The 22,669-nt window shown below is 48.0% G+C and carries 21 protein-coding genes; 4 read left to right on the top strand and 17 right to left on the bottom strand.

Annotation, left to right across the window (positions count from 1 at the left end):
* Positions 1 to 48 precede the first annotated feature (48 nt).
* From P304_RS0100690 to P304_RS0100680, 3 genes are all read left to right on the top strand, one after another.
* Positions 49 to 828, top strand: a complete 780-nt coding sequence (locus tag P304_RS0100690; protein WP_027388973.1) for a TIGR00282 family metallophosphoesterase — start codon at positions 49 to 51, stop codon at positions 826 to 828.
* Positions 813 to 1,442 carry a ribonuclease HII gene (locus P304_RS0100685; RefSeq protein ID WP_034763458.1) on the top strand — a complete coding sequence of 210 codons (630 nt, stop codon included), beginning with the start codon at positions 813 to 815 and terminating at the stop codon, positions 1,440 to 1,442. Before P304_RS0100690 ends, P304_RS0100685 begins: the two co-directional genes overlap by 16 nt.
* 71 nt (positions 1,443 to 1,513) lie before the next feature.
* On the top strand, positions 1,514 to 2,731 hold the full coding sequence (locus tag P304_RS0100680) for a BamA/TamA family outer membrane protein (RefSeq protein WP_160164988.1): 1,218 nt from the start codon (positions 1,514 to 1,516) through the stop codon (positions 2,729 to 2,731).
* An 11-nt stretch (positions 2,732 to 2,742) separates the two neighbouring features.
* Here P304_RS0100680 and P304_RS0100675 read toward each other — a convergent pair whose 3' ends face one another.
* From P304_RS0100675 to tkt, 4 genes are read right to left on the bottom strand one after another with little or no spacing between them, the layout of a single operon-like run.
* Entirely contained in the window at positions 2,743 to 4,890 is a 2,148-nt protein-coding gene (locus P304_RS0100675) for a sensor histidine kinase (protein WP_027388970.1), read from the bottom strand.
* A 9-nt stretch (positions 4,891 to 4,899) separates the two neighbouring features.
* Complete coding sequence (locus P304_RS0100670) at positions 4,900 to 5,454, bottom strand: DUF4390 domain-containing protein (RefSeq protein WP_027388969.1); 555 nt, start codon at positions 5,452 to 5,454, stop codon at positions 4,900 to 4,902.
* A complete protein-coding gene (locus P304_RS15795; protein WP_051321280.1) occupies positions 5,451 to 6,176 on the bottom strand; it encodes a 7-carboxy-7-deazaguanine synthase QueE in 726 nt (241 codons plus the stop codon). Before P304_RS15795 ends, P304_RS0100670 begins: the two co-directional genes overlap by 4 nt.
* Positions 6,177 to 6,179: 3 nt before the next feature.
* Positions 6,180 to 8,177: a transketolase gene (tkt, locus tag P304_RS0100660; protein WP_051321279.1), complete on the bottom strand. Its 1,998-nt coding sequence runs from the start codon at positions 8,175 to 8,177 to the stop codon at positions 6,180 to 6,182.
* A gap of 186 nt (positions 8,178 to 8,363) precedes the next feature.
* On the opposite strand from tkt, the gene P304_RS0100655 reads away from it, so the two are divergent.
* Positions 8,364 to 9,530 carry a methyl-accepting chemotaxis protein gene (locus P304_RS0100655; protein WP_027388967.1) on the top strand — a complete coding sequence of 389 codons (1,167 nt, stop codon included), beginning with the start codon at positions 8,364 to 8,366 and terminating at the stop codon, positions 9,528 to 9,530.
* Between the two features lie 29 nt (positions 9,531 to 9,559).
* Here the strand turns inward: P304_RS0100655 and P304_RS0100650 are convergent, their stop codons facing one another.
* The 13 genes from P304_RS0100650 to P304_RS0100590 are packed head-to-tail and all read right to left on the bottom strand — an operon-like array spanning position 9,560 to position 22,647.
* Positions 9,560 to 10,582 (bottom strand): DUF354 domain-containing protein, encoded by a 1,023-nt coding sequence (locus P304_RS0100650; protein WP_201766894.1) that lies wholly within the window; start codon positions 10,580 to 10,582, stop codon positions 9,560 to 9,562.
* A gap of 32 nt (positions 10,583 to 10,614) precedes the next feature.
* Positions 10,615 to 11,718: a radical SAM protein gene (locus P304_RS0100645; protein ID WP_084417453.1), complete on the bottom strand. Its 1,104-nt coding sequence runs from the start codon at positions 11,716 to 11,718 to the stop codon at positions 10,615 to 10,617.
* A 48-nt stretch (positions 11,719 to 11,766) separates the two neighbouring features.
* Positions 11,767 to 12,741, bottom strand: coding sequence for a GDP-mannose 4,6-dehydratase (locus P304_RS0100640; RefSeq protein WP_051321278.1), 975 nt, complete (start codon positions 12,739 to 12,741; stop codon positions 11,767 to 11,769).
* The gene (locus P304_RS15790) at positions 12,704 to 13,831 is read right to left on the bottom strand and encodes a glycosyltransferase family 2 protein (RefSeq protein ID WP_027388963.1); all 1,128 of its coding nucleotides are present in this window, start codon (positions 13,829 to 13,831) and stop codon (positions 12,704 to 12,706) included. The genes P304_RS0100640 and P304_RS15790 overlap by 38 nt, the downstream gene beginning before the upstream one ends.
* On the bottom strand, positions 13,824 to 15,038 hold the full coding sequence (locus P304_RS0100630; protein WP_027388962.1) for a radical SAM protein: 1,215 nt from the start codon (positions 15,036 to 15,038) through the stop codon (positions 13,824 to 13,826). Before P304_RS0100630 ends, P304_RS15790 begins: the two co-directional genes overlap by 8 nt.
* Positions 15,039 to 15,096: 58 nt before the next feature.
* Entirely contained in the window at positions 15,097 to 16,224 is a 1,128-nt protein-coding gene (locus P304_RS0100625; protein ID WP_027388961.1) for an FkbM family methyltransferase, read from the bottom strand.
* Positions 16,208 to 17,152 carry a glycosyltransferase family 2 protein gene (locus P304_RS15785; protein WP_051321277.1) on the bottom strand — a complete coding sequence of 315 codons (945 nt, stop codon included), beginning with the start codon at positions 17,150 to 17,152 and terminating at the stop codon, positions 16,208 to 16,210. The genes P304_RS0100625 and P304_RS15785 overlap by 17 nt, the downstream gene beginning before the upstream one ends.
* Complete coding sequence (locus P304_RS0100615) at positions 17,145 to 18,170, bottom strand: 6-hydroxymethylpterin diphosphokinase MptE-like protein (RefSeq protein WP_027388960.1); 1,026 nt, start codon at positions 18,168 to 18,170, stop codon at positions 17,145 to 17,147. Before P304_RS0100615 ends, P304_RS15785 begins: the two co-directional genes overlap by 8 nt.
* A complete protein-coding gene (locus P304_RS0100610; RefSeq protein ID WP_027388959.1) occupies positions 18,167 to 18,913 on the bottom strand; it encodes an acylneuraminate cytidylyltransferase family protein in 747 nt (248 codons plus the stop codon). The genes P304_RS0100615 and P304_RS0100610 overlap by 4 nt, the downstream gene beginning before the upstream one ends.
* On the bottom strand, positions 18,900 to 20,030 hold the full coding sequence (locus tag P304_RS0100605; RefSeq protein WP_160164986.1) for an AroB-related putative sugar phosphate phospholyase (cyclizing): 1,131 nt from the start codon (positions 20,028 to 20,030) through the stop codon (positions 18,900 to 18,902). The genes P304_RS0100610 and P304_RS0100605 overlap by 14 nt, the downstream gene beginning before the upstream one ends.
* Complete coding sequence (locus tag P304_RS0100600) at positions 19,999 to 20,727, bottom strand: SDR family NAD(P)-dependent oxidoreductase (RefSeq protein WP_051321276.1); 729 nt, start codon at positions 20,725 to 20,727, stop codon at positions 19,999 to 20,001. Before P304_RS0100600 ends, P304_RS0100605 begins: the two co-directional genes overlap by 32 nt.
* The gene (locus P304_RS0100595; protein WP_027388956.1) at positions 20,717 to 21,649 is read right to left on the bottom strand and encodes an NAD(P)-dependent oxidoreductase; all 933 of its coding nucleotides are present in this window, start codon (positions 21,647 to 21,649) and stop codon (positions 20,717 to 20,719) included. Before P304_RS0100595 ends, P304_RS0100600 begins: the two co-directional genes overlap by 11 nt.
* Positions 21,646 to 22,647 (bottom strand): Gfo/Idh/MocA family protein, encoded by a 1,002-nt coding sequence (locus tag P304_RS0100590; protein WP_027388955.1) that lies wholly within the window; start codon positions 22,645 to 22,647, stop codon positions 21,646 to 21,648. The genes P304_RS0100595 and P304_RS0100590 overlap by 4 nt, the downstream gene beginning before the upstream one ends.
* Positions 22,648 to 22,669: the final 22 nt, after the last annotated feature.

Raw genomic sequence — 22,669 nt, 5'->3', positions numbered from 1 at the left:
GCCTTGCCCTGCTTATGCCAAAATGGGAACGAGAAGGGAAGTGACGAAATGCGAATAGTTTTTTTTGGCGACATTATGGGGAGAGCCGGGCGCAAAGCGGTATCGCACTTAAGTGAAGACATTATTGAACATTATCAGCCGGATATCGTTATCGCGAATTGTGAAAACAGTGCCGGAGGCTTTGGGGTAACGCGCAAGGTCTATGATGAACTTCGTTTTCACCGTATAGACCTTTTTACAAGTGGCAATCATATCTGGGATAAAAAAGAGACCGCTGACAAGCTGGATGAATATCCACTCATTCTTCGCCCCGCAAATTACCCTGCAGGAACGCCTGGAAAAGGGATGCTGATTTTTGAAACTTCATCAGGGGAAAAAATAGCCGTTATCAATTTGATTGGTCGCGTATTTCTGGGGAATTTTGATTGTCCGTTCCGGATGGCAGATACGCTCCTTGATGCTATTCCCGCCGATGTTCGGACGATATTTATCGATTTTCATGCCGAAGTGACTTCCGAAAAAGCGGCGTTATTTCACTATCTCAAAGGGCGCGTCAGTGCCGTCATTGGCACACACACGCATGTGCAGACCGCTGACGAGCGGATCAATGCGGGGACGGCTTTCTTGAGCGACGCGGGTATGTGTGGCGGAATGGGTGGCGTGATCGGGATGCGCTATGACTCCGTGGTGAATCGTTATCTGTATCAAATCCCTTCAAAGTTTGAAGTTGAGCTCTCCGATATTCGCCTGCACGGGGTGTTCGTTGAAACGGATGCTGAAGGGAAAGCACTCCGTATTGAACGGATTGCGAGATGTCTGGACTCATGACGATGGCGACGCCCTACTGGGAATTTGATCAGGCTGTGCGTCACGCACGCCAGTGGTCATACATAGCCGGAATTGATGAGGTTGGTCGGGGGCCTCTCGCTGGGCCCGTGTGTGCTGCTGCGGTTGTGCTGCCGCCAGCCTGCGACCACCCGGCTATTCGCGATTCCAAAAAGATGACGGAAAAAAAACGGGTGGAGATGGATGCGTTTATACGAGAAAATGCTTTGGGGTACGCTATCGCCTGTGTTGATGCAACCGACATTGACCGCATAAATATCTTGCAAGCGACGCGGCACGCTATGGCTCAGGCGGTCGCCGGCCTTGTTGGACATATTGATGGACTCCTAGTTGATGGGATGGACGGAGCGTTTGCACCACAGTATTCGTCAGTAAAAGTTATTGGCGGGGATCATTGTTCTTTGTCGATAGCGGCCGCTTCTATCATAGCAAAAGTGTACCGTGACGGTTTGATGGCCGCTTTTGACGAGCAGTATCCCGAATATGGTTTTGCTCGGCATAAAGGGTATGGAACGGCGCTTCACCTGCAGGCGATCCGTGAGTACGGGCTTTCGCCGATTCACCGCCGCTCTTTTCGGATAAAATCGCAGGAATAGGTGTACAGCAGCTTGCCAGATCACGGGAAAGTCGGTATAAACGGTTGAATTCTTTCGTGAGGAGCCTCATGGTGAGTCGTCACTCTATCCCTCTCTTTCCTGTGGCACTAGCGCTCTTGGGCGGGTTGTTTACCCCCTCGTCAGCCTCTCCCGTATCGACCTACGACATACATAACCCGAATCGCGGTATATCCGTCAGTCTTGGCGCGTATGCGCCCGATAGTAAAGGCGAAAGCGATACGCATGGCCTTTTTCAAGTCGTGTATGAAAACAGAGATATTCTGGGTACGCTTGATGAGCTGCGGGCAGAGCTGAACAGCGAACGGATAGAACTTCGACTGGTCAACCGGTATAACCCCCTGTTTATGTACACGTTTCTTGAGTTTTCGGCTGACCTTGGTGAGCAGGAGCAAGTGGAGTATGTGTACGGCAAAAAGCGGCAGCAAGAAGCGTATGGGCGAACCCAATATGGCATTGAGGCGGGAGCAGGCATTCCAATTGGGAAGCATGCCAATATCGAAGTCGGACTTGGGTATCAGCGCAAGAGCTACAAAGATGCGGCGACGTTTCCTGCCGCCGATCCGGCGGCTGATGCTGATGCGATTGTATCAACCGCTTTTGATCGCCCCGTCAATCATCAAGTGTATACCGCTTCGGTTCGTGCCATCGTAGGCGATCTTGCGGAAGACATGCATTACCACCCCAAAACATCCAATCGCATTGAAGCGGAAGCGGTCATTGGTCAGCGGAAAAACTATTCTACATGGGGACCTGCCGAGGCGCATTATACCCTTTCGGGAAACCTGAAACAGTTTATCAAATACACATTCAGCTGGCGTGGGTATCATAATTATCGCTACAGCACCGTGGGGTATAAAGTTATGGCCGGTCATGGGCAAGGGCTTGACCGTGATACAAAGTTCCGTATTGGCGGTACGGTGCTGTATGATGAAAATCGTCCCTATATTCCCGGCTGGTACCAGAATGAGATCGCTGCCGACTCCTACTATCTGGGTGGTCTTTCGTATGCGCAAAAAGTTGCTCGATTTGAAAACTCGTATATTGTTGCTTTTGTTGAAGGGACGGTATTGCACTTTAGGAATGATCATGCAGAGAGCGGCACGTTCTTTGCCGACAGCACGGTTACGGGTTTTTCCCTTGGGGTTTCTTCGCCCTTCTTGCTGGCAAGTCGCCTGATGGTAAGACTTGACTATTCACCAAGTGCGGATCATTCCGAAGAAAATGGCGCAGCGACAGGGATTTTAGCGCGGGTTGATAAAAAATTCTAACGTGCGGGTAGCTACTGAGTGCTGGCGAGGGGAAGTTCAATCACGAAGGTGGTTATGCCCGTCGGGGAGTTGATGGCGATAATCGTGCCAGAGTGGTCTTCGATAATTCGGCGCACAATCGCCAGTCCTAAGCCACTTCCACCATCTTTGGTAGTAAAGTAAGGTTCGAATACTTTCGCTAAATCACTTTCTTTGATCCCTTCCCCCGAATCGGTAATGTGTATTTCGAGACTGAATTTTTTACGTATGATGGTTGTTTTGCACCAGCCAGTACCTTCCATTGCCGCGACACCGTTTTCAAACAAATTCACAAATACACGGCGCATTTGTTCGTGGTCAAATGGAAGCAGTGGTAAATCTCCCTCGACGTTTACCTCAAAATGGATATCGGGATGCGAATTGGCGTAGAGGTCAAGTACTTCCTGGATCGCAAGGAGAATGTCCCCCTGCTCCAGTGTGGCCTTGGGCATCCGAGCGTATTGGCTGAATTCATCGACCATTAGGCGAATGGTATCGACATGCTGAATAATCGTTTTGCTACTTTTCTCAAGCAATGATTTGAACTCTTCCGGCGAAAGCGCGTCATATTTTTTTAATAAACGCTCGGTACTCAGCTTAATTGGCGTCAGCGGATTGCGAATTTCATGGGCAATCTTGCGGGCGACATCGCGCCAAGCCATAAGGCGTTGGGAGCGGATGACGGCGCTCATATCGTCAAATACAATAACTTCACCAAGGTAGCGTTGTTCTTCTGCTGCATACAGCGCGATAACTTCAAAGAAAAGGGTGCGATCTTTGCCACCTGAATGGACAACCGATTCACCTTTCAGTTCACTTTCCCCTTCTTGGCGCAAGGTTTCTATGGAGCGTAAAAGGATGGCAAGGGGGCTTTGTGGTGACCATTCGTCAGGGAACGGAGTGGCTGAATCTGACGGTGGCTCTAATTCAAGGATGCGTGCTGCGGTGGTATTGATAAAGGTAACTTCACCCGCTGGGTTGCGTGAGATAACCCCAGTCGAAATGCTCCGCAGCACGACTTCTTGAAAGAGGCGGGTTTCCTCTAGGATGATATTTGTTTTTAACAGTTCACGATTAGAGCGCTCCATGGCTTCTTTATACAGCCGGAGATCTTGGGTCATCCGATTGAAAGATTCAATCAGTGTCGAAATTTCATCTTCAGCTTTAACTTGCACTTGGATGTTCAAATCACCTTCGCTGACACGTCGCGTTGCCGCTGCAAGTTCTTGTATCGGCACGGTGATGCGGCGCGCTATATACGTTCCACTCCAAATTGATCCAAATAGGACGAGGAGCGAGAAAAATGCGAGTGCAAGGTAATATCCCCACTTGAGTGGATCGCGATGAATTTTCAGTGAGCGATAATCAATGGTGGCATTCTGTAGGGCGATCACTTGATCAGCCAATCCGGTAGGTGCTGCAATGGCCACTACGATATAAAAAGGTTCGGCATGCTGGGGGAATTTTTTTTGATGTACGCTGACAACATGGCTTGCGCCGCGTGCGGTATACGAGGTGGGATACATTGGGAGCGCGATTGCATCACGAATGATTTCAGGTGATATGCCGCTTGAAGCAATCTGATCGCCTGTCGGTGAGAGCAGCGCGATGTAATCGACACCGCGTTGTGACTTTTGCGCGTACAAATAGGCGTCCAAGCGATCAAGGTTGGTGAGTCCTGTCGAAGGGAGATTGGCGGCAATGTAGCCACCTTTTTCGGTAACATCGTTTTCCAGTCGGTCGTAATAGTGCCTCGCAATATCAAGCCCGTGCTCGAGTCCACGGTCAACTTGATCGTTCATCCATTTTTCTATGGTATTGCCAATAATGCCGCTGGCAAAGAGTGCCAAAAGTATAATTGGGATGAGCGGAAGAGCGGTAAGGATGAGCACTAATCTGGTTTGAAACTTCGCGCCAAAATGCCCTTGGCGCCGTTCAATCATAAGTTTGACATAACTACGAAAGGCAAAGAAAGCGAGGATAATAAAGAGGAGCAGGTTGATGTTGGCAAAGAAAAATACACTTAGGTTAGGAAATACCCCCTGCTCTTTCGCTTCCACAAAGAAGAGGATGTTGAAGGCGACAATTGCCGCCAAAGCCCCAACGGCACCAAGATAGAGGGAAGTGGGTCGTTGTTGCATGTTGTACTGTCACTCAATTTTCGAAAGGTTAATCCGTACGTTTGCCGTCTCAAATTCCCAGTCGGCAAAGGTATTCACAAATACCCGCACGGGAAACCAATTGGAAAACTCCTTTAAGTAAGCGAATGCAATAAGGTACGAATTGTCTGTGTCAGCCTTGGATAAGTGCACGGTATGTGTGGCGAAGGCTTCCATTGCCTCGCTCTTTTGCAAATATTCCATGCTGATCAGTGGCGACCCATTTTCTTGTGCGTTGACAAGGTAAATTCGCCGCAATCCGTCATATTGGATTGCCTTCTCAACATCAAAGTTACGCAGAGTACGGTCGAACCACAGTGTTCTCGCTTGTTTGATGGCAACGCGATAGCGATAACGAATTTCAACTCCGCCATCAAGCGCGTCAAGCAGATCGCGAGAAAAAAGATTCTCTGTTTTCATCATGACGTGTATTTTTTCATCCGTCGGTTGCGTTATGGAAATAATGACATAACGTGTTTCCGCACTAGCGGTTGCAAACAATAGAAAGAGAAGGGAGAGGCTTATCGCAGCAATTTTTTTTGTCATGGGATTTGCAGGACTCCGTGTACTTGGGGAATTAAACGAACATCCAGTCCAGCTCCGCGCCATAGGGCTACCAGTTGGCTCGCGTGCCGAACGGCAGAAAACGCCCCTTCTTTGGTGCAGGGCTGGAAAATGATTGGCGTCGCTATATTGTGTTCGCAAAAATAATCGAGCCAAAATGCGGCATCATCAAGGAAGTCTTCCGTAATCACTATTTTGAGTTGGTCGTGCGGGTGTGCGCCATGCCGCTTCGCTAGGAGTGTAACCAGTGCGTCCGGCGTTTGCTGCAGCGACTGGCGCCAATATTCATTTTTTAGATCAACCGAAAGGATGTCGATCAGCGTGTTGTTTTCCTGTAGCCATGCGATGTTGGTTCCATTTGTTTCCAAGTAAAATTTTCCGGGAGCATGTGTTGCCATCCATTGCGCTATTTCAGTAAGAAACTCAGGCTGCATGGTTGGCTCCCCTCCCGTGAAGCTAACCGAATGGACGCGCGGCAAAAAGTGGGCAAGAAACCCCGTGAGTTGGTCAAGCTGACACGGGTTGTCGTGTGTTACCCCGAAAGCGCTGAAGGTATCGGTGACATGCGACAATGATGCTGGCGTATCGCAGTATGCGCACGAAAGGTTGCACCCCTGAAAGCGAACGAAAACTTGGGGCACTCCGATGAGCACCCCTTCGCCTTGTGTTGACCAGAAAATTTCGTTGAGAGTGGCTTGTGCCATGAGTTATATGCCAAATTTCGTCTGAATTTTGGCACGAACGTGTGTTGCGGTGAACCCGAAGTGCTCCGCAAGTTGTTCGGCAGGGCCACTTTCGCCAAAGGTATCGATACCGATAGCCAAACCATCAAGCCCAACATATTTGTACCACCCTGCAGTAGTGGCCGCTTCAAGAGACACACGATTCCGTACAGCTGTCGGAATCACTTCGTCGCGATAGTGCTGCGATTGCTCTTCAAAAAGTTCGACACAAGGGATGTTGACGACGCGAACACCGACGTGAGCTTCTGCTTCTATCGTCTGAGCAACAGAGAGCGCGAGTTCTATTTCGGAGCCAGTAGCGATGATAACAAGCCCAAGCGTGCCGTTTTCTTGACGTAACACATAGCCGCCGCGTTCAATAGAGCCACCCTGTTGGTAGTAGTTTTGCGTAACGACTGGCAGATCTTGACGGGTTAGCGAAAGGAGCGTTGGGCGTTTTGTGCGCAGGGCAAAATCAAACGCGGCACCCGTTTCAGGAGCATCCGCAGGGCGGATAACAAGCAAATTCGGTATAAGGCGGAGCGACGGAATGTGTTCAACTGGCTGATGCGTCGGACCATCTTCACCAAGGTAGATAGAATCGTGAGTAAAAATAAACATCGTACCAATATTTTGCAGTGCCGCAAGGCGGATGGCACCCCGTTCGTAATCAGAAAACGTCAGGAATGTCGCGCCAAATGACTTGATGCCAAAAAGCTGTAAGCCATTCGTAATCGCCCCCATCGGGAATTCGCGAACACCGAAAGGCAACGATCTTCCGGCAGGATTTTGCTTGGTATAGTCGCCAACATGTTTCATAAAGCCCGTCGTGTTATTGCTCGGCTCAAGGTCGGCAGAACCGCCTACGAGCGCCGTGCACGCTTTTCCTGCGGCTTCTAGTGCCATCCCAAACGCTTTACGTGTCGCCATTTTACTGTTGAGGTCAGGATACTGTACGGCAGGAAGTACTCCGTCAATAAATTCAGCAACCAAAGGGGCGAGCGCAGATGATTGGCGTGCCTGAGCAACTGATTTATTCCATTGTTGGCGTGACTGGCGTAACGCTGGGTAGTGGCTGCGGAAATCAGCCAGTGCTGATTCTGGAAGGTAGAACGGCTCTTCGGGAAGTCCGAGTTTGACTTTTGTGGCGGCAATTTCGGCATGCGGCAATGGAGAGCCATGCGTCTCTTTGTCGCCTTCCATAGTCGCGCAGCCATGTGCCATGGTCGTGTGACCGATGATAATAGTTGGTTTTCCATTCCCGTGACGAGCAAGCGTGAGTGCCGCATCAATTTGCTGGCGGTTATGGCCGTCAACTTCGACAACATTCCACTGGAAGGCGCGGAACATGGCAGGGATGTCGGTGCTGTCGTTACGGGAAATTTTCCCAGAAATTTGAATTTTATTGCAGTCGTAGTACACGATCAGTGAATCAAGGCCATAGTGTCCGGCCAACTGGGCACTGCCCAAGGCAACTGGTTCTTGCAAATCGCCATCGCCAACAAGCACATAGGTCGCGTTGTCAATAATCCCTTTGCCAAGATGCGCTTGAGCAATACGGGTGCCAAGCGCCATACCAACGCCCATGGCAATTCCTTGTCCAAGTGGGCCGGTGGTGGCTTCTACCCCTGGCGTATAACCGAACTCAGGATGTCCTGGCGTTTTACTGCCAAGCTGGCGAAAGCGAGCGAGCTCGCTTGTATCGAGATAGCCGACCATCGTCAGGAGTGAATAGAGCAACATTGATTCGTGTCCGGCTGAAAGAATAAAGCGATCACGCCCCCACCACGCCGCATCGTCAGGGTCAAAACGGAGGTGCTTTTTGAAGAGCGTATACGCAAAATCAGCAGAAGAAAAAGCTCCGCCAGTATGACCTGAGTTTGCCTGTCGGACGCCGTCCATAATGAGTCCTTTCAGGATGGCAACCAATGATTCGTCCGTGTTGAGTGCTGCGGAAACGCAATCTTGAGCAATGCTATTCATTGTAACTCCTAAGCATAATATATAATCCGAGAAAACGCGTACTTTATGGAACCCCGCCTTGATTGTCCAGCATGTTTTTTGACTCGCTTCGGTATGAGGAAAAGATTGATTTGCACTGCAATACGCAGTAACATTTAGCAATTAGATACATGCGAATGAGAGAAAATTTGTGATGGGGAGGTTCTCGTGAAGAGTCACCGTTCTTTTGTGTTTGCTACTGTGGGAATTTGGTGTGTAGCAATCGTTGTTGGTGGAATCGCTTATGGAGTAACCGGAACGTCGCTGCTCAGTGCACCATTCGCGGTGTTTCTTTTGACTATACTCGTCGGCATGTCGCTTAACATAGTGCTATTTCGGAGTATCCTTGGGAGTTCGGCTCTGCGACTCGAACGGTGCGTTCAGTTACTCGCCAATGACGACCACGATGCTCAACTACGCGAGTGCGAAGAGTTTTCGCACGCCCTTGCCTTTCAGGAGCAATTTGCTTCTTCGGCTCAAGCTGGCAGCGTCAATGAAGAGCGGGTACAATCACTTTCCAACCAACTTGGTGAATTATCTGCTATGGCAGACGAGATCACTCACAGCGTCCGTCAGCAAACAGAAACTCTCGCCAAAACCGCTCACGCAATGGCGGATATGGCGTCGGCGTCTTCCGTCGCTATACCAAGCTTTCGGGAGTTAATCGAGAAAACCAACCTTGCTAATCAGCGCACTCACGAAGGGAGTGGCCACCTTGATAAAGCGGTAGTGAGTATCGGGCAAATCAACGAAAAAACCGGTAACCTTGGTGCAACTATCGAAGAGCTTTCGCAGTCTTCTAGTAAAATCACAGGGATTTTATCGAGTATCAACGATATTGCCGATCAAACAAACCTATTGGCGCTGAATGCTGCTATAGAAGCAGCCAGAGCTGGTGAAGCAGGCAGAGGTTTTAGCGTGGTAGCCGACGAAGTGCGTAAGCTGGCCGAACGGACGCAACTGGCAACACGGGAAGTTTCCAGCATTGTGGATAACCTGTATCAGGAAACGCAGAGTGCATCGTCAGAAATGGGAAAAGCACGGAGCCTAGTCGATGAAGGGGTAGCGGTCATTGCCACAACGAGTGGGATTTTTAAGGACATTATGGATCTGTCGCAAGAAATTGACCAAAGCAATGGGATGGTCGGCTACGCTGCGATAGAACAAGATCGCAATATCCAAGCGCTGAATAAAGATCTACAGGAAATAACGGCGGAAGTATCGAATGCGTTGCATTCTATCGGAGAATTCGAAAGGGTTGTGCGCGAAGTTCAACAGCAAGTCAGCGATTTAAGAAATGACAACAGTGCTAGGACGAGACGGCTGGCGCGCTAATTGATCAAGCAGGATGTCCCAGATCTTGATTATTTTAAAATTTCATCAACAATTTCATCAGGATTGAAGCGCATTGTGCCAAATAAAATTGAAGGGTCTTTGCGCTTGCTTAGCATATTGCAAGAGGTATCAATCAACTCTGCGACGGTATCAACCTTCACCATTAGCCCTTCGTCAATTAAAAGCTTATCATAGTGGGACACAAATGAACGCGTAGAAATAGTTGGTGTGCCGAAATAGCACGACTCGGAATTAAGCGTTCCGCCGCCACCAATGAACAGATCAGCAAAAGCAAGGAGATGCTGTACTACCATTTTGTCTTTCAAAACTGCGGCATATGGAAACTCACGCTCAAGTGGTTCTGTTTCATAGCGAGGGATTATAATAATGTTAGCATGCAATAACTGGTGAATTTTACCAAGCCCTTCGTAGAGAATCGGGTATTTCTTCTGTACGTAGCTCGCTTTGTATTCCTCTTCGCGAATAACGATAGTCGGCCTGTTTGGGTCGAGGTCGTATTGCAGTAAAACACCTTCGAAGTACTCACGTTGCGGCACAAAATCATGCAGCCACGCAACCACATCAAGGAATGGGTACGAATGTATTTGGTCACTTTCAAGGCTGAATCGTTCAAAAATTTCCTGCGGCACCATGTACGGGCGAAATGCCTTATTAGAAAGTGGGAGAGTCAAACGGGCTTGTGGTAACGCTTTCCTGAAATTCGTTGTATGGTCAGAAAGTGGAATATCATAGAAGTTTATGATCGGTATACCTAATCCAAACGCCACACGGTTTGCATCAACACTGCATAAGCACACTAAGCGGGAAATATCGTGGCTTTCAATAAATTCCATCAGGCTCAGTTGACGATGAATTGATGCCTTTAGCTTGTCATTGAGGTTAGCGCCACCAAAAGTGCCACGGTTGAAGAATTCAATATTGTACAAAGAGAGAAGTGCGACAACTTCACTATAGCCAGCCCCTTCCCGCGCGGTAACAAGCACTTCACGGCCACGAAGCTTGACTCTTTCTATAAATGTCTTAAAAAACATCACACTTTTGGGAGTAACTAAGTCAAACCAGATCAAATGATTCCTCGCTTTTGATAGTCTTCGTACCACCAAGGGCGTATGGGAATAACGTCAAGATCACTGAAAATGAAACCATATTTCCCCCCATGATAGTCGATCATACCAACCGCTTTAACTGGTGGATCAATAAGCTCACATTTATTGGCACAGGTATAAAGGCAGTCAGGCTGACACTCTTTTTGAGAAATCTTTGCCAGCACTTCATGCGCCTGAGGTGTTTCCAACGCCGAACTGAAGCCTCCGGCTTCACGAATGTTACCAATTTTCAGATATGGGAGCCATAAAAGACAAGGGTACAGATTTCCGTATGGATCGATATCAATATTGCGCGATCCCATATAACAGTTAAACTCAATATTTTTTCCGTCAAATACCGCTTTTTGCAGAAGATATTTACTGGCATAACGACCAGAGTGGTAACCAATGGTGCGTAGTTGACGATCTATCTCTTGTAATTCGTCTTTACTAAAAACAAAACTTTCACGACTCAAGGCATTTTGCGTTAGGTTATCCGTTTTATTCCGGTATCGTTCCGGATTGAAGCGTCCATAGCCAAGATAAAGCCCGATGCCGAGTTGCTTAGCAAAGTTGTAGACCCATTCAATGAGGTGTAGGTTTTCACGGTAAATTGTGAATTGGAAACGAAGTACAACTCCAGGGATTTTCTTCAGCCGCTCAATTGTTTCCAGCGATTTATGAAACCCATCTTTATGTAGTCGAATTTTGGAATGCGTAGCTTCGTCACCATCAAGCGAAATGTCCAGTCGGATGAGTGGTGATTTGCGCAATACATAACGAGCAATTTCTTCATGCCGATCAGGGAACCAGCCAGTGATAGGCGAGTCGATAATGACGTCGGGATGAAAAGTATGCACACTATCAACAACGCGTAGGTAGGTATCGCTCATATGCGGCTCACCACCGGTCAGGTGAATCTTCTTTAGGTCGAGATATTGTGAGGAGAAAATCGAATCTATTTCACGAGTATTTAACTCTTCTGCTTGTCGGTCAGGGAGCTTCCACATGGAGCAATACCTGCACGGACCTGGGCAAAACTCAGTTATAGTGTAGGAAATATCTTCGATTCTGAAACCCATAAATTATGCTCCTGTTCTGTTCATTTTTACATGCAGCGCTAAAAAACCTTAGTATGTTTTGAGAAGTGACTCAAAGTAATCAATGGTTTTTATTAACCCTTCGTCGAGGTGTATGGTAGGACTCCAGCCCAGTTTTTGTTGTGCGAGGTCAATAATGGGTTTTCGTTGCATAGGGTCATCCTGCGGCAATGGTCGGTAATCAATGCTGGAGCGAGAGTTTGTCAGCGCAATGACTTTTTCCGCAAGCTCGCGAATAGTAAATTCTGATGGATTGCCGAGATTGACCGGGCCAGTGAGAGCGTCATCACTCCGCATCATCGCAATCATACCGTGTATTAGATCATCCACATAGCAAAAACTCCTCGTCTGCCTGCCATCACCGTAGATGGTTATATTCTGGTTGCGAAGAGCCTGCACTATGAAGTTACTGACAACACGACCATCATTGGGGTGCATCCGAGGGCCATACGTGTTAAAGATCCGGATAACTTTGATTTTGACATTGTGTTGCCGATAATAGTCAAAGAAAAGGGTCTCGGCACATCTTTTGCCTTCATCGTAGCACGCTCGCGGGCCAATAGGATTTACGTTGCCTCGGTATGATTCTGGCTGGGGATGTATCTCTGGGTCACCATATACTTCACTGGTCGAAGCCTGTAATATTTTAATTTTTAGGCGTTTGGCCAGCCCGAGCATGTTAATGGCGCCCATTACGCTGGTTTTTGTCGTCTGAACCGGATCAAATTGATAATGCACCGGCGATGCGGGACAGGCGAGGTTATATACTTCATCAACCTCTACATAAAGAGGGAACGTGATGTCATGCCTGAGAAGTTCAAAGCTCTTGTTTTCCAACAAATGGGTAATGTTCTGGCGGCGTCCGGTAAAAAAATTGTCAACACAGAGCACTTCGCTTCCCTGCGCTAAAAGCTGTTCGCACAGGTGAGAACCGAGGAATCCGGAGCCTCCTGTGACTAACACTCTTTTATTGAGCACGTCCACCTCCTGTGGGGCGATTTCCATAAAGATTGGTAAGGTTATCGACTATCGCGCCGATGCGCTGGAAGCGGTTTTTCAGCACAAACCATCGGACGGCCAGTGATTTTTCGCGAATCTGCCACTTTCTTTGCTTTTCAACACTTTGTACCTGCCTCATAAGAGCGGTAAGCATATCTTTATTTAGTGTAAATTGTTCACGAATGAAAGATAACGGAGCGACATAAAGAATGGCTTCGGCGTACCTCTCAAGGCTAGGGTAATAAGGTTCAAATTCTTCTCGTTGTTGAATAAGTTTTTCCAAGATGGCAATTTGTAGAGAGTGCTGTGATGGGTGAGTATGGTATTTTGAGTTTCCGGTTGGGCGGTGCCCGCCTATTAAAAAATTCTTTGAAAAGTTATTCTTACCATGCCTGCGGTAATTTACTTTTGCCCGGTCAAAAAGCATGCTTCCGCCAAGAAGATTAGCAAAGTGAACCATGTAATAGTCAGCACAAACACGAAATTCTTCGGTGCGTTTGGTTTGGATAAGGCGAAGTACATCAGTACGAAACATCATCGCACTGGTCGTTGTCCAGCTCCACGTTGGTGTATGAATGACTCGTGGAGCGATATACGCGAGTTCGCAACTGTTATTCTGCATATCCATGTGGAAATCGTTCAGGAGTTCGGAGCGGGCAGACACCTGGCGATTGCGCAGACAGGTAAACGCCACGGGTGGCTTTTCGAAAAGGTGCAGCGAAAGGTGGGCGGAAACCGCATCGGCATCCAGAAAGTCGTCAGCATCAACGAATACGATGAATTCCCCTGACGCCACTTCCAATCCGCTGAAAAATGCTGCAAGTTGCCCCTGATTCTTGGTATGCGCCATAACCGTGACCTGTTCCCGAAATTGTGCCAGAATCTCTTGTGAGGTGTCAGTGGAGTTATCGTCCACAACGATAACTTCATAATACGGGTAGTCTTGTGTCAGGCACGATTCAATACACTCACGCAGAAAGTCAGCATAGTTATAATTCGTTATAATTAGCGAAACACGCGGCAGGCGCGCCTTACCGATGGAGCATTGGGTTGTCCGATGTGCTTGCAATGCTTGAAGAGCGGATGTGTCACTCAACGATTTTCTCCTGATGTTGGATAAAATAGGTCGGATCATCGATCAGTTCACCTAGAATGGCGCACGCTTCACTGGTGCCGAAGATAGAAGCGTAGTCATTATGGAAACCATCGCAAATCAGGCGCAGTGAGCAGGTATGGCAGGTTTGGTTATATTCATATTTACAGTGTTTTTCTGCACGCAACCGGGCGTTCTGGCGATAGAGCAAATCCTTAGAGATATCAGCGCTGAAAAGCTTGAGCAGGTGTTCCCGCACATCAATCTCTCGCATGTAATGCGCTTTTGTGCCGTGTCGAGCGGTGTCGCCGAATGCGATGTCATTGTATTCGTAAATGTCATAGAGCAAAATCGGAATAGGCTCATCAAGCTCCGGAGTGCTTGAGCGCTGATTCAGGCGAGTTGTCCACGTCCACGAGTTGAAATCCCATTCGCGGGGATCGTAGCTCAGTTGCTGGAAATTATAAAAATTCTTCCGATGCCGCTCTTCTGCTATGCATAAAGGAAGGTAGCGAACATTGGTTTCAATGCCACACCATTCAAGCTGGTCGATAGCGGAGGTAAGTTTGGCTTTGATGGTGTGGTAACTTGGAACATTCTCTGAATTGCGCACATTTTTGTCTTGCTGATCCGCAAATGGGTTGAATGCGATGAAGTTCACCACGCGGGCTCCTGTTTCCTTAGCCAGCGTGACAATGTCTTCAAGCTCGTGCACGACCTCTTTGGTCAGAGTACAGTTGAGTCGGAATGGGATGCCAAGCGTTTGCAGATTATAAAGGGCGCGCATCTGCTTTTCACTTCCACCAGGCAATCCGACGACTTTCTCATACACATCGCCAAGTCCATGAACGCTGACAAGAAAATCATGCACTCCTGCGCAGAGGAACTGTTCGCAGAGTGAAATATTGGATAGAACAATAGCGTTGGTAATAAGTGTTGGTTTCAGGCCGATACTGGCACAATACCCAACAAGTTCAAATATTTGCGGATAAATTGTCGGTTCACCTCCCTGAATGTCAACGGAGGTATTTCCATAGACGGTGCGTAAGGCGCGACAAATTCGTTTTGCTTTTTCAAGATCCATAAAGGGATGTTCTGGATGGTGTTTGTCGGCAATTTTATCGACAAAATAACAAAAAAAGCATCTGAGATTGCACGTTTGTCCCAGCCATAAAACTCCGCGCTTTGTGAGTGCCTTTTCCCGGCTCACTGCGGCTTTGACGTGGAGAGCTTTTTTGCAGCTATACAGTGCGCGTGCTTGTTCAATTTTAGTCATAGGATTCACGGTACAACTCTCTGGGGATAGCGTAAAAAATGGTTTCGTTGAAGATTTTCGAATAGTGCCCAAGACGGAAAATATAGTCTGAACAGAGCGAATTAAGGTAGAGCGGAATTTCAAACAGATGTTCCTTGAGGTGATAGATCGAAATTGCCATTTGCGGGCGATCCTGTTGAATCATGTTGGCAGCCCCTTGGAGAGCCATGAGTTCTGCCCCTTCGATATCGAGTTTCAGAAAGTCTACCTTGGCGATTCTCTGCTGCACAATGTATGTGTCAAGCGAGGTAGCGCTCACTTCCCGGACGTTACCCGTAATCCCCGAAGAAACCACTCGGGATGATGTTCCTGACTCTTTGAAATGGAGTATTTCCTCACTGCTCCACAGTGCTTTTTCACACACGGTTAAAGGAAGCATGTGCTCAAGCACCGTCCGAAAGCGGCTGGTTTGGTATACTTCTATCAGAGGCTCAAAACCATAAAGTGCCTGTAACGGGCTACGCTGATAGAGGTGTTCAATCATGTGATTTGTCGTATTTCCTTCAAATACTCCGCCGTCAATAGCACAGGTAATAGTATAAGGGTTGACATAATCAGTGTATTGTTTTGGCCACGGACGCACCCACTCCGGAGCAAGTTCTTGGGCATAGACTGGGCTATCTGAACTGCGATATTTTACCAGTGTATCAAACAGCTGCCGGTCAGGTTCTGCGAAGAGTAAGGCTCTGGTTTGCTGAAATTTATCTCGATGTGCAGTACGGAAAGCTTTATCAAAGGTGTGTTCACAGGGTAAATATCTCTGGAGCGCTTCAATAATGGTAAACGGCAGCCGCACCTGAGTAAGATTATGAGATAATTTTCGTACAAGAGTCTGATCTACGACTCCGAGTAATATCTGCGGTGACTGGTCATTATATATGTGACAGAAGGTCGCGAGATTGCAGAAGGAGGGTGCTCCTTCAAGCAATGTGCTGTACTGGTCATCGATAATGAAACTCACGCGGATATCCGGACGGCGCGTTACAAGAAGCGCTTCAAGGGTTTTGCCGTAGCCACCATATCCATAGATGGCGACAGATTTCCCAGATGGGAGCTGGTCAATGTCAGGTATTTTTTGCACGTTTCACCATAGTCTGTTTTCGGTAAAAATTCCAGAGACTCAAAGATGTTTCCATTTTTTTCAAAAACGGTTGCTCCATTTCGAACCAGAGCACTTTCATGTATAACTGCACTAAATTCAAGTCGATAGTGCGATGGGTTGAAAATTCCCATGCCAGATTATAACTATTGCCGAGAAATGTTCTCCCCGTGCTGATCTTCTGCATCGCGATATCCTTCAGCGTATTACGCTTTTTAAGAAGCTCGTAGAGATAGTCGTGGCTGTTTTTTTTTCCGTAATGCCCGTTAGCGTGATGAATACGGTATCGTGTGAGTTTCTGATCAAAAAATGTCGAGCGTGTCATCATTGCTGCCTGAAAGACAATGGCATCATCAGCCTGAATGCGCCAGTCTTGTTCGTGAGGAAGAGGAAAGATTTTTTCAGCCAATGCGCGGGTAAGCGATAGTGTAGACGTAACATTTCCCGGATACTTCGAAAGATAATAAACGAGGAAAAGGTTATACCCATCGTAGCGGTAGCGTTTTATTGTGTCAGTGCACGGAGAGCCTTGTGTGTCGATGCTCTGATGATCAGTGTGCACAAAGCTATTTCCTGCCTCGTGACACTCGACAAGCTTTGCAAGTTTGTTGGGCATGAACAGATCGTCGCTGTCAAGGAAGCAAATGATGTCTCCGTTTGAAGCCGCATATCCAGCGTTAAAGGCACTTGCTTGCCCTCCGTTGAGCTTGAAAACTGGTCGTATGCGGTGATCGCGCTCGGCATAGGTGTTAATGACGTCTCGCGAAGCGTCGGTAGAGCCATCGTCAACAACGATCAGTTCGAAATGTGGGTACGTTTGCTGCAATACCGATTCGATGGCTTCGGGCAGATAGTCAGCGTAATTGTAATTATCAAGAATAACAGAGACCAGCGGAGCATGTTCACTCATGGGCTGATCCGTGAAGAAGGCTTTCAAGGTCACAGCGGGGAAAAGAGGTCAGCTTTGAAAAGCGCGAGGCGTTGCGTATGGTGAAGCTCTGTTCGGGGAGTGACGGCAGCACTGCGTTGAAGAATTGTTGTTGTTTCTCCAAATTGGGATAGCTCCAGACTTCACCAAGAGGCCGGTAGTCGGGGTGAAAGTGGTTTTTTTCCCCTTGGCTGCGCAGTATGTCAATGGTGCCGAAGAGTTTGCCACAGTTGCCATTGGGAATGATAAAGTCGAAATCAACGCCCAGCAGTATAGCTTCCGCGAAACCCATATAATAAGCGAATTGTAATTGTGACCCGACTACGGTGTGTGCATGGGTAACGCCGTTCACGATGTCGCGTGAAAAAACCGTATTGGTGGGAATATGAGTAAATTGGTAAACGCAGGTTGCGCTGCTGACGCGAAGAAAGGCGAGCGTCGAGAATTCAAAAAACTTTACTCCCGGCAAGGAATTGATAACTTGCGCATTGTTTTTGGCGACTAGGTAATCCTCTACAAAGTAGTACGTTGGTCGCCAGTCAGTTTCCGGATACACCAGATAAATCTTGTTTGAGGCAAAGGTAATTTCATTTTTCAGCAAGCTCAGATCTGACGCGGTCAGGCTGGGGCCATTACCAATGATGAAACAGCGCTTCCCCGCATGCTTTTGCTTTAATGAAGTGAGCTTTTGGATGTTGTCGATGGTATTGTACGTGGGTGGATTGACCAGCTTCTGATCTATAAGAAGTAAGGGAATAATCAGATTCTCCCGGCTTGCCACCTCACCTCTTTGATGGCGACCCATAAGCAGGGCGGTAAATTCCAACTGCCTGAGTAGAAAGCTTTCCCACGACAGTATGGCGAGCCCGTGGTGCATGCCCGCAGCCAAGTCATCAACATAGTGCGTGACGACCAGGTCGTTTGCATTTGCATACGCAAGCGCCTGCTCTGCAGCCTGTCCTGTGCCGAATATGGCGTAAGGAGAGTTCTGATTTTTCATTTTGATGTGGAGTTGTTCATTGACGGTGTCCAGTAGCGAATACTCTCAGTGTTTTCTGTGGTATGGCACTGTGTAGCGCTCAAAAGTTTTTCCGCCATTATAAAGTCATTTTCAATACTTACCTTGACGGCTCTCCACGGATCCATTGGCCAGAAAAGCCGGTTCCTTCCGCAGTAGCCGCCACCAAATTCCTGATAGAGTTCCCGGAACACCCTGGCATTCCATATCGCAATGGCCCAATTGCAGATAAATACGGGTGGGTTGTCTTGGGTTGGTGCCAGTGGGCCGTCGGGTACAATGTTAATGGCGGCCCCATCGCAGAATGTCTGCATACGTGTTTCGGTGCCACTGATGAGTGTGTCGACCGTAGCATTGTGCGAATACGCCTGTATTGCGCGCGAGATATCTTCAGACGTAATCAGTGGGCATACCGGGTTAATGAGAACCAGCGTGTCGGGATCTTTGGCGTTGATAAAGTCAATTGTGAAATCGTCTCCAGAAGCGGTGTCAGATCCGAGTTCCGCCGGGCGGCGATAGACGTGGCAGTTCAGAGAATGGGAGAGTTTTTCGATGTCATCAGAGTCAGTGTTCACATACACATCATGCAGTTCCGAGCATTTGAGCGCTGCTTCAATGGCGTACGCGATCATGGGTTTGCCGGCAAGGAGTCGTAGGTTTTTTGCCGGAACACGTTTACTGCCACCCCGTGCAGGTATATGCGCAATGATTTTACCGGTGTCCATGTTTTTTTGCCTCGTTAAAGAAATAGGTAAATTTTTTCGAAAGGATATCTCGCAACAGAGCCTGATCACCTACGCTGTGCAGAAACATTTTGCCGGGGCCACGCGACAGCACAAAACGTAACGATGTACCAATATTTTTTTTATCTTTTCCCAGCAAGGCCAGAAAACGATCCAGATCGACTTCCGGAAAGTCACATGGCCACCAGATTTTCTCAATTACGTTACGCATGGCACTTGCCTCCTGCGCTTCCATAAAGCCAAGCGCGACAGAAACTTCGTTCGCGATGTCCATACCGAAACTTACCGCGATTCCGTGTGGGATGGCGTAATCAGTGTAACTTTCCAGAGCGTGCCCGAATGAATGTCCGTAGTTGAAAATGTTTCGCGGGCCACGATCAAATTCGTCACACTCTATCATGGTTTTTTTGATGCCAAGGCTTTGTTGTATGAGCCCTTGCAGCGTTTCTGTGTCATGAAGAGCTCGGGAATATTCCCGTTCAAAGCGTTCCATTGCATCGTAGCCGGAAATTAAAAAATAGTGCAGTATTTCGCCGAGGCCGGAGCGGATCTCGCGCTGATCCAGCGTTTGTAAGAAACATGTATCCAATAAGATGAGCTTTGGCGGATGAAAGCCGCCGAGCTGGTTTTTGTAGTGAGCGAAATTCAGTGACGTTTTGCTACCGATGCAGCTGTCCGCCTGCGCCAGAAGATTAGTCGGAACGAATATCCAGTCAACACCACGGAAAAGAATGGATGCAATAAACGAACAGGTGTCCTGTGTTATTCCGCCACCGATGGCAATCAGGCGATAGTTGCGTTTGAAGTTATCTGCGAGCAACTCGGCAATGAGAGGTTCAACCTGTTGGTAACTCTTTTGATTCTCTGTCGGTGAAATAAGAATCACTTTGTTGTTGCCAAAAATGTTATCGAAGCGCGCGGCGTAAATTTCCGCAACGTTTATATCCAGAAGAACCACATCACCTAGTTGCAAGAGAGTTTGCAGCGCGTTGCGGATATCGGAGACGAACTGAACCTCATATTCTCCTTTATAGCTGAGGATTTTCATATGCTTGGGGTGGGCGGCGTTACACAATGGTAAATCCTCCGTCAATGACAATATTCTGTCCGGTGATGTAGCTGTTCTTGTTACTCACAAGAAAGCTCACCAGTTGCGCAATTTCGTGAGGCATTGCCATTCTGCCAAGTGGGATTTGCTGCGCGAGTGCTTCTTGCTCCTGAATGCTGAGCGAAGCCTGGGTGAGTTCTGTGCGGGTAAATCCTGGCGAAACGGCGTTCACCAGAATAGCGCGGGAACCCAGTTCAGCGGCTAATGTGCGCGTAAGTCCGGTCAAAGCCGATTTTGTGGTCGCGTACAGTGTGCGGTTTGCCTTGCTGATGGTTGACCAGATTGAGGCGATCATGACGATGCGGCCACCGCAGGGCATACGTTGCAGAATCCGTTGCGATAAAAAATATGGTGCATCAAGATTGACGGCTGAAACGGTAGCGTAGTCAGCCTCTGAAATCTGTGCTATTGGATGGATGCGATTGATTCCGGCGTTGTTCACCAGCGCGGTAACAGGCTCGTGGGCGTCGAGTTCACGAAGGAAGTTCTGGAAACTTATACTGTTGCTAAAGTCTACCAGAAACCACTTCCAGTGAGAGATCTCAGGCGGGATCGAATTTACAGACGTAGCCGTTGCATAGATGGTAAATCCATCAGCATAGAGTTGCTCGGCTATCGCCCGCCCTATCCCGCGCGAGGCTCCGGTGATAAGTGCGACCGGAAGTGATGGCAAACGATTATCTTCCATAGTGATTCACCAAAAGGTTGAGTGCCGACTCGCCCATAGCAAAAACAGCTTCCTGTGCGTTGCCTCCAATGTGTGGGGTGCACAAAACATTCATCGTGTTTAACAGTTCGTCGTCATAGAAGGGTTCAACCTCAAAAACATCTAGCGCCGCACCTGCAATAAGCTGTTGGCGAAGTGCCTCCTTCAGGTCTTCTGTCTTTACGATACCACCGCGAGCGGTATTGATGAGAAAGGCATCGTTCTTCATGCGCTTAAGGGAATCGAGTGTAACCATGTGTTGAGTTTGCGGTGTAAGGGGAGTGTGGAGCGTGATAATATCGCAACTGCGAAAAATTTCGTCTTTGGTTGCAGACTTTGCCCCAACGCCCGCATAGTACACGTCGAGGTCAAGAATGTCATTGGCAAGGATTTCGCACTGAAATGGTTGCAGAAGATGAATAACTTCCTTGCCAATATTCCCGACACCGATTATGCCAATTTTTTTTTCGGTGAGGCATCGCCCACCATTTTTGACCCATTGACCGGCTTTTAACGATGTTGCGCTCCGGTAGCAGTTCCTGATCAGCGAGAGCATAAAGTTTAGTGTTAGTTCGGCAACGGAACGGCGATTTACGCCAAAAGCTGCCAACACACGGACGCCTCGTTGTTCGCACGCAGCGACATCAATATTATCTAAACCGACGCCAAACTTCGAAATAACCTTTACACGAGGACATTGTTGCAAAAGTGCGGGTGTAATCTTATCTAATCCAACTATGGCGGCATCGCAATGCTGGAGCATGGCAATAATATCTTTTTCTGGTAGTCGTCCGACTGGAGGGACAAGGTGCATTCTGTCAAAGATGGCACTTGCCTTTTCCACCAGATCCTGGCGGCCTGCAAACGCTGCGGATGTGATGCCGAGTGTATACGGAAGTTTCATTCAGACATGCTCGATCGTTCATAAATTTTTTCAACGAGTGCCAGTGCTTCCATCGCTTCTCGACTACTGCCGTGCGTTACCGATGTTTTTTGCTGAATAGCCTGCTCGAAGTCTGCCAGCTCAAGCTTCCAAGAGTCGTCATACTCAAACCAGATAGTTTCCTCGCGTGGTTTGCCCATCGCGTGGGTAACATCCTCAAACTCCCGGTAACCAATGACAAGTTTCTCAGGGGCGTAACTCCGTGTTGAAGAGAGTATGCCGTCAAGGTTGATGTATCCATTTTCGCAGCATATCTCGAGCAGAAATTTGTGACGCCACTGTGTGGCGGAAGAGTGGAGCATGGCAGTTACTTGATCGTCTGTTTGCATAATGGCAAAGGCATTATCTTCTGCCTCGATGTTCCAGAAAAGCGTTGTAACAAAACTGTTTACCTTAGTAAATGGCTTTCCTGAGAAATGGAGCATAAGATCGAGCATGTGAAGCCCTTGGTCAATTAAAATACCGCCGCCGCTGTATTGTTTATAGTTGCGCCAGTTTTTGTCATAATCAATACTGCCCGCTTTTCCATACACGCCACGCATCCACAGAATGCGACCGAGGTCGTTTCGGTCGATGCGTTTTTTGGCTTCCATGACGGAGTAGTGAAAGCGGTGGTTAAGGCCATATTTGAGTACGAGACCGGTTTGCTGTTCAGCTTCGACGACTTTTTGTAGTTGAGCCACGTTGATGGCTGGCGGCTTTTCGCAAAAGACATGCTTGCCTCGTTTGAGTGCCTGTATAGTGTATTCTGCTGCGCAGTAATTGTATGTGCTGATAAAGACGGCATCAATATCCTGCTCAAGCAATTCATCAAAGGTACGGCATTCGACGGCACTTCCTACCGAAGCATTTGGATTAATATCAAATACTGCCTTAAGTTCAGAGGTCTTTGACTTTGCAATCTCTGCCGCACGAATCTGACCCATTTTGCCCAGTCCAGCAATTCCCATTTTTAGCATCGTATGTCCTTCATTATGCTTT

Origin of the sequence: Chrysiogenes arsenatis DSM 11915 (assembly GCF_000469585.1) — a bacterium.
Lineage (GTDB): Bacteria > Chrysiogenota > Chrysiogenetes > Chrysiogenales > Chrysiogenaceae > Chrysiogenes > Chrysiogenes arsenatis.
The sequence above is the reverse complement of the archived record's forward strand: the minus strand, read 5'-3'. Positions and strand labels throughout refer to the sequence as shown.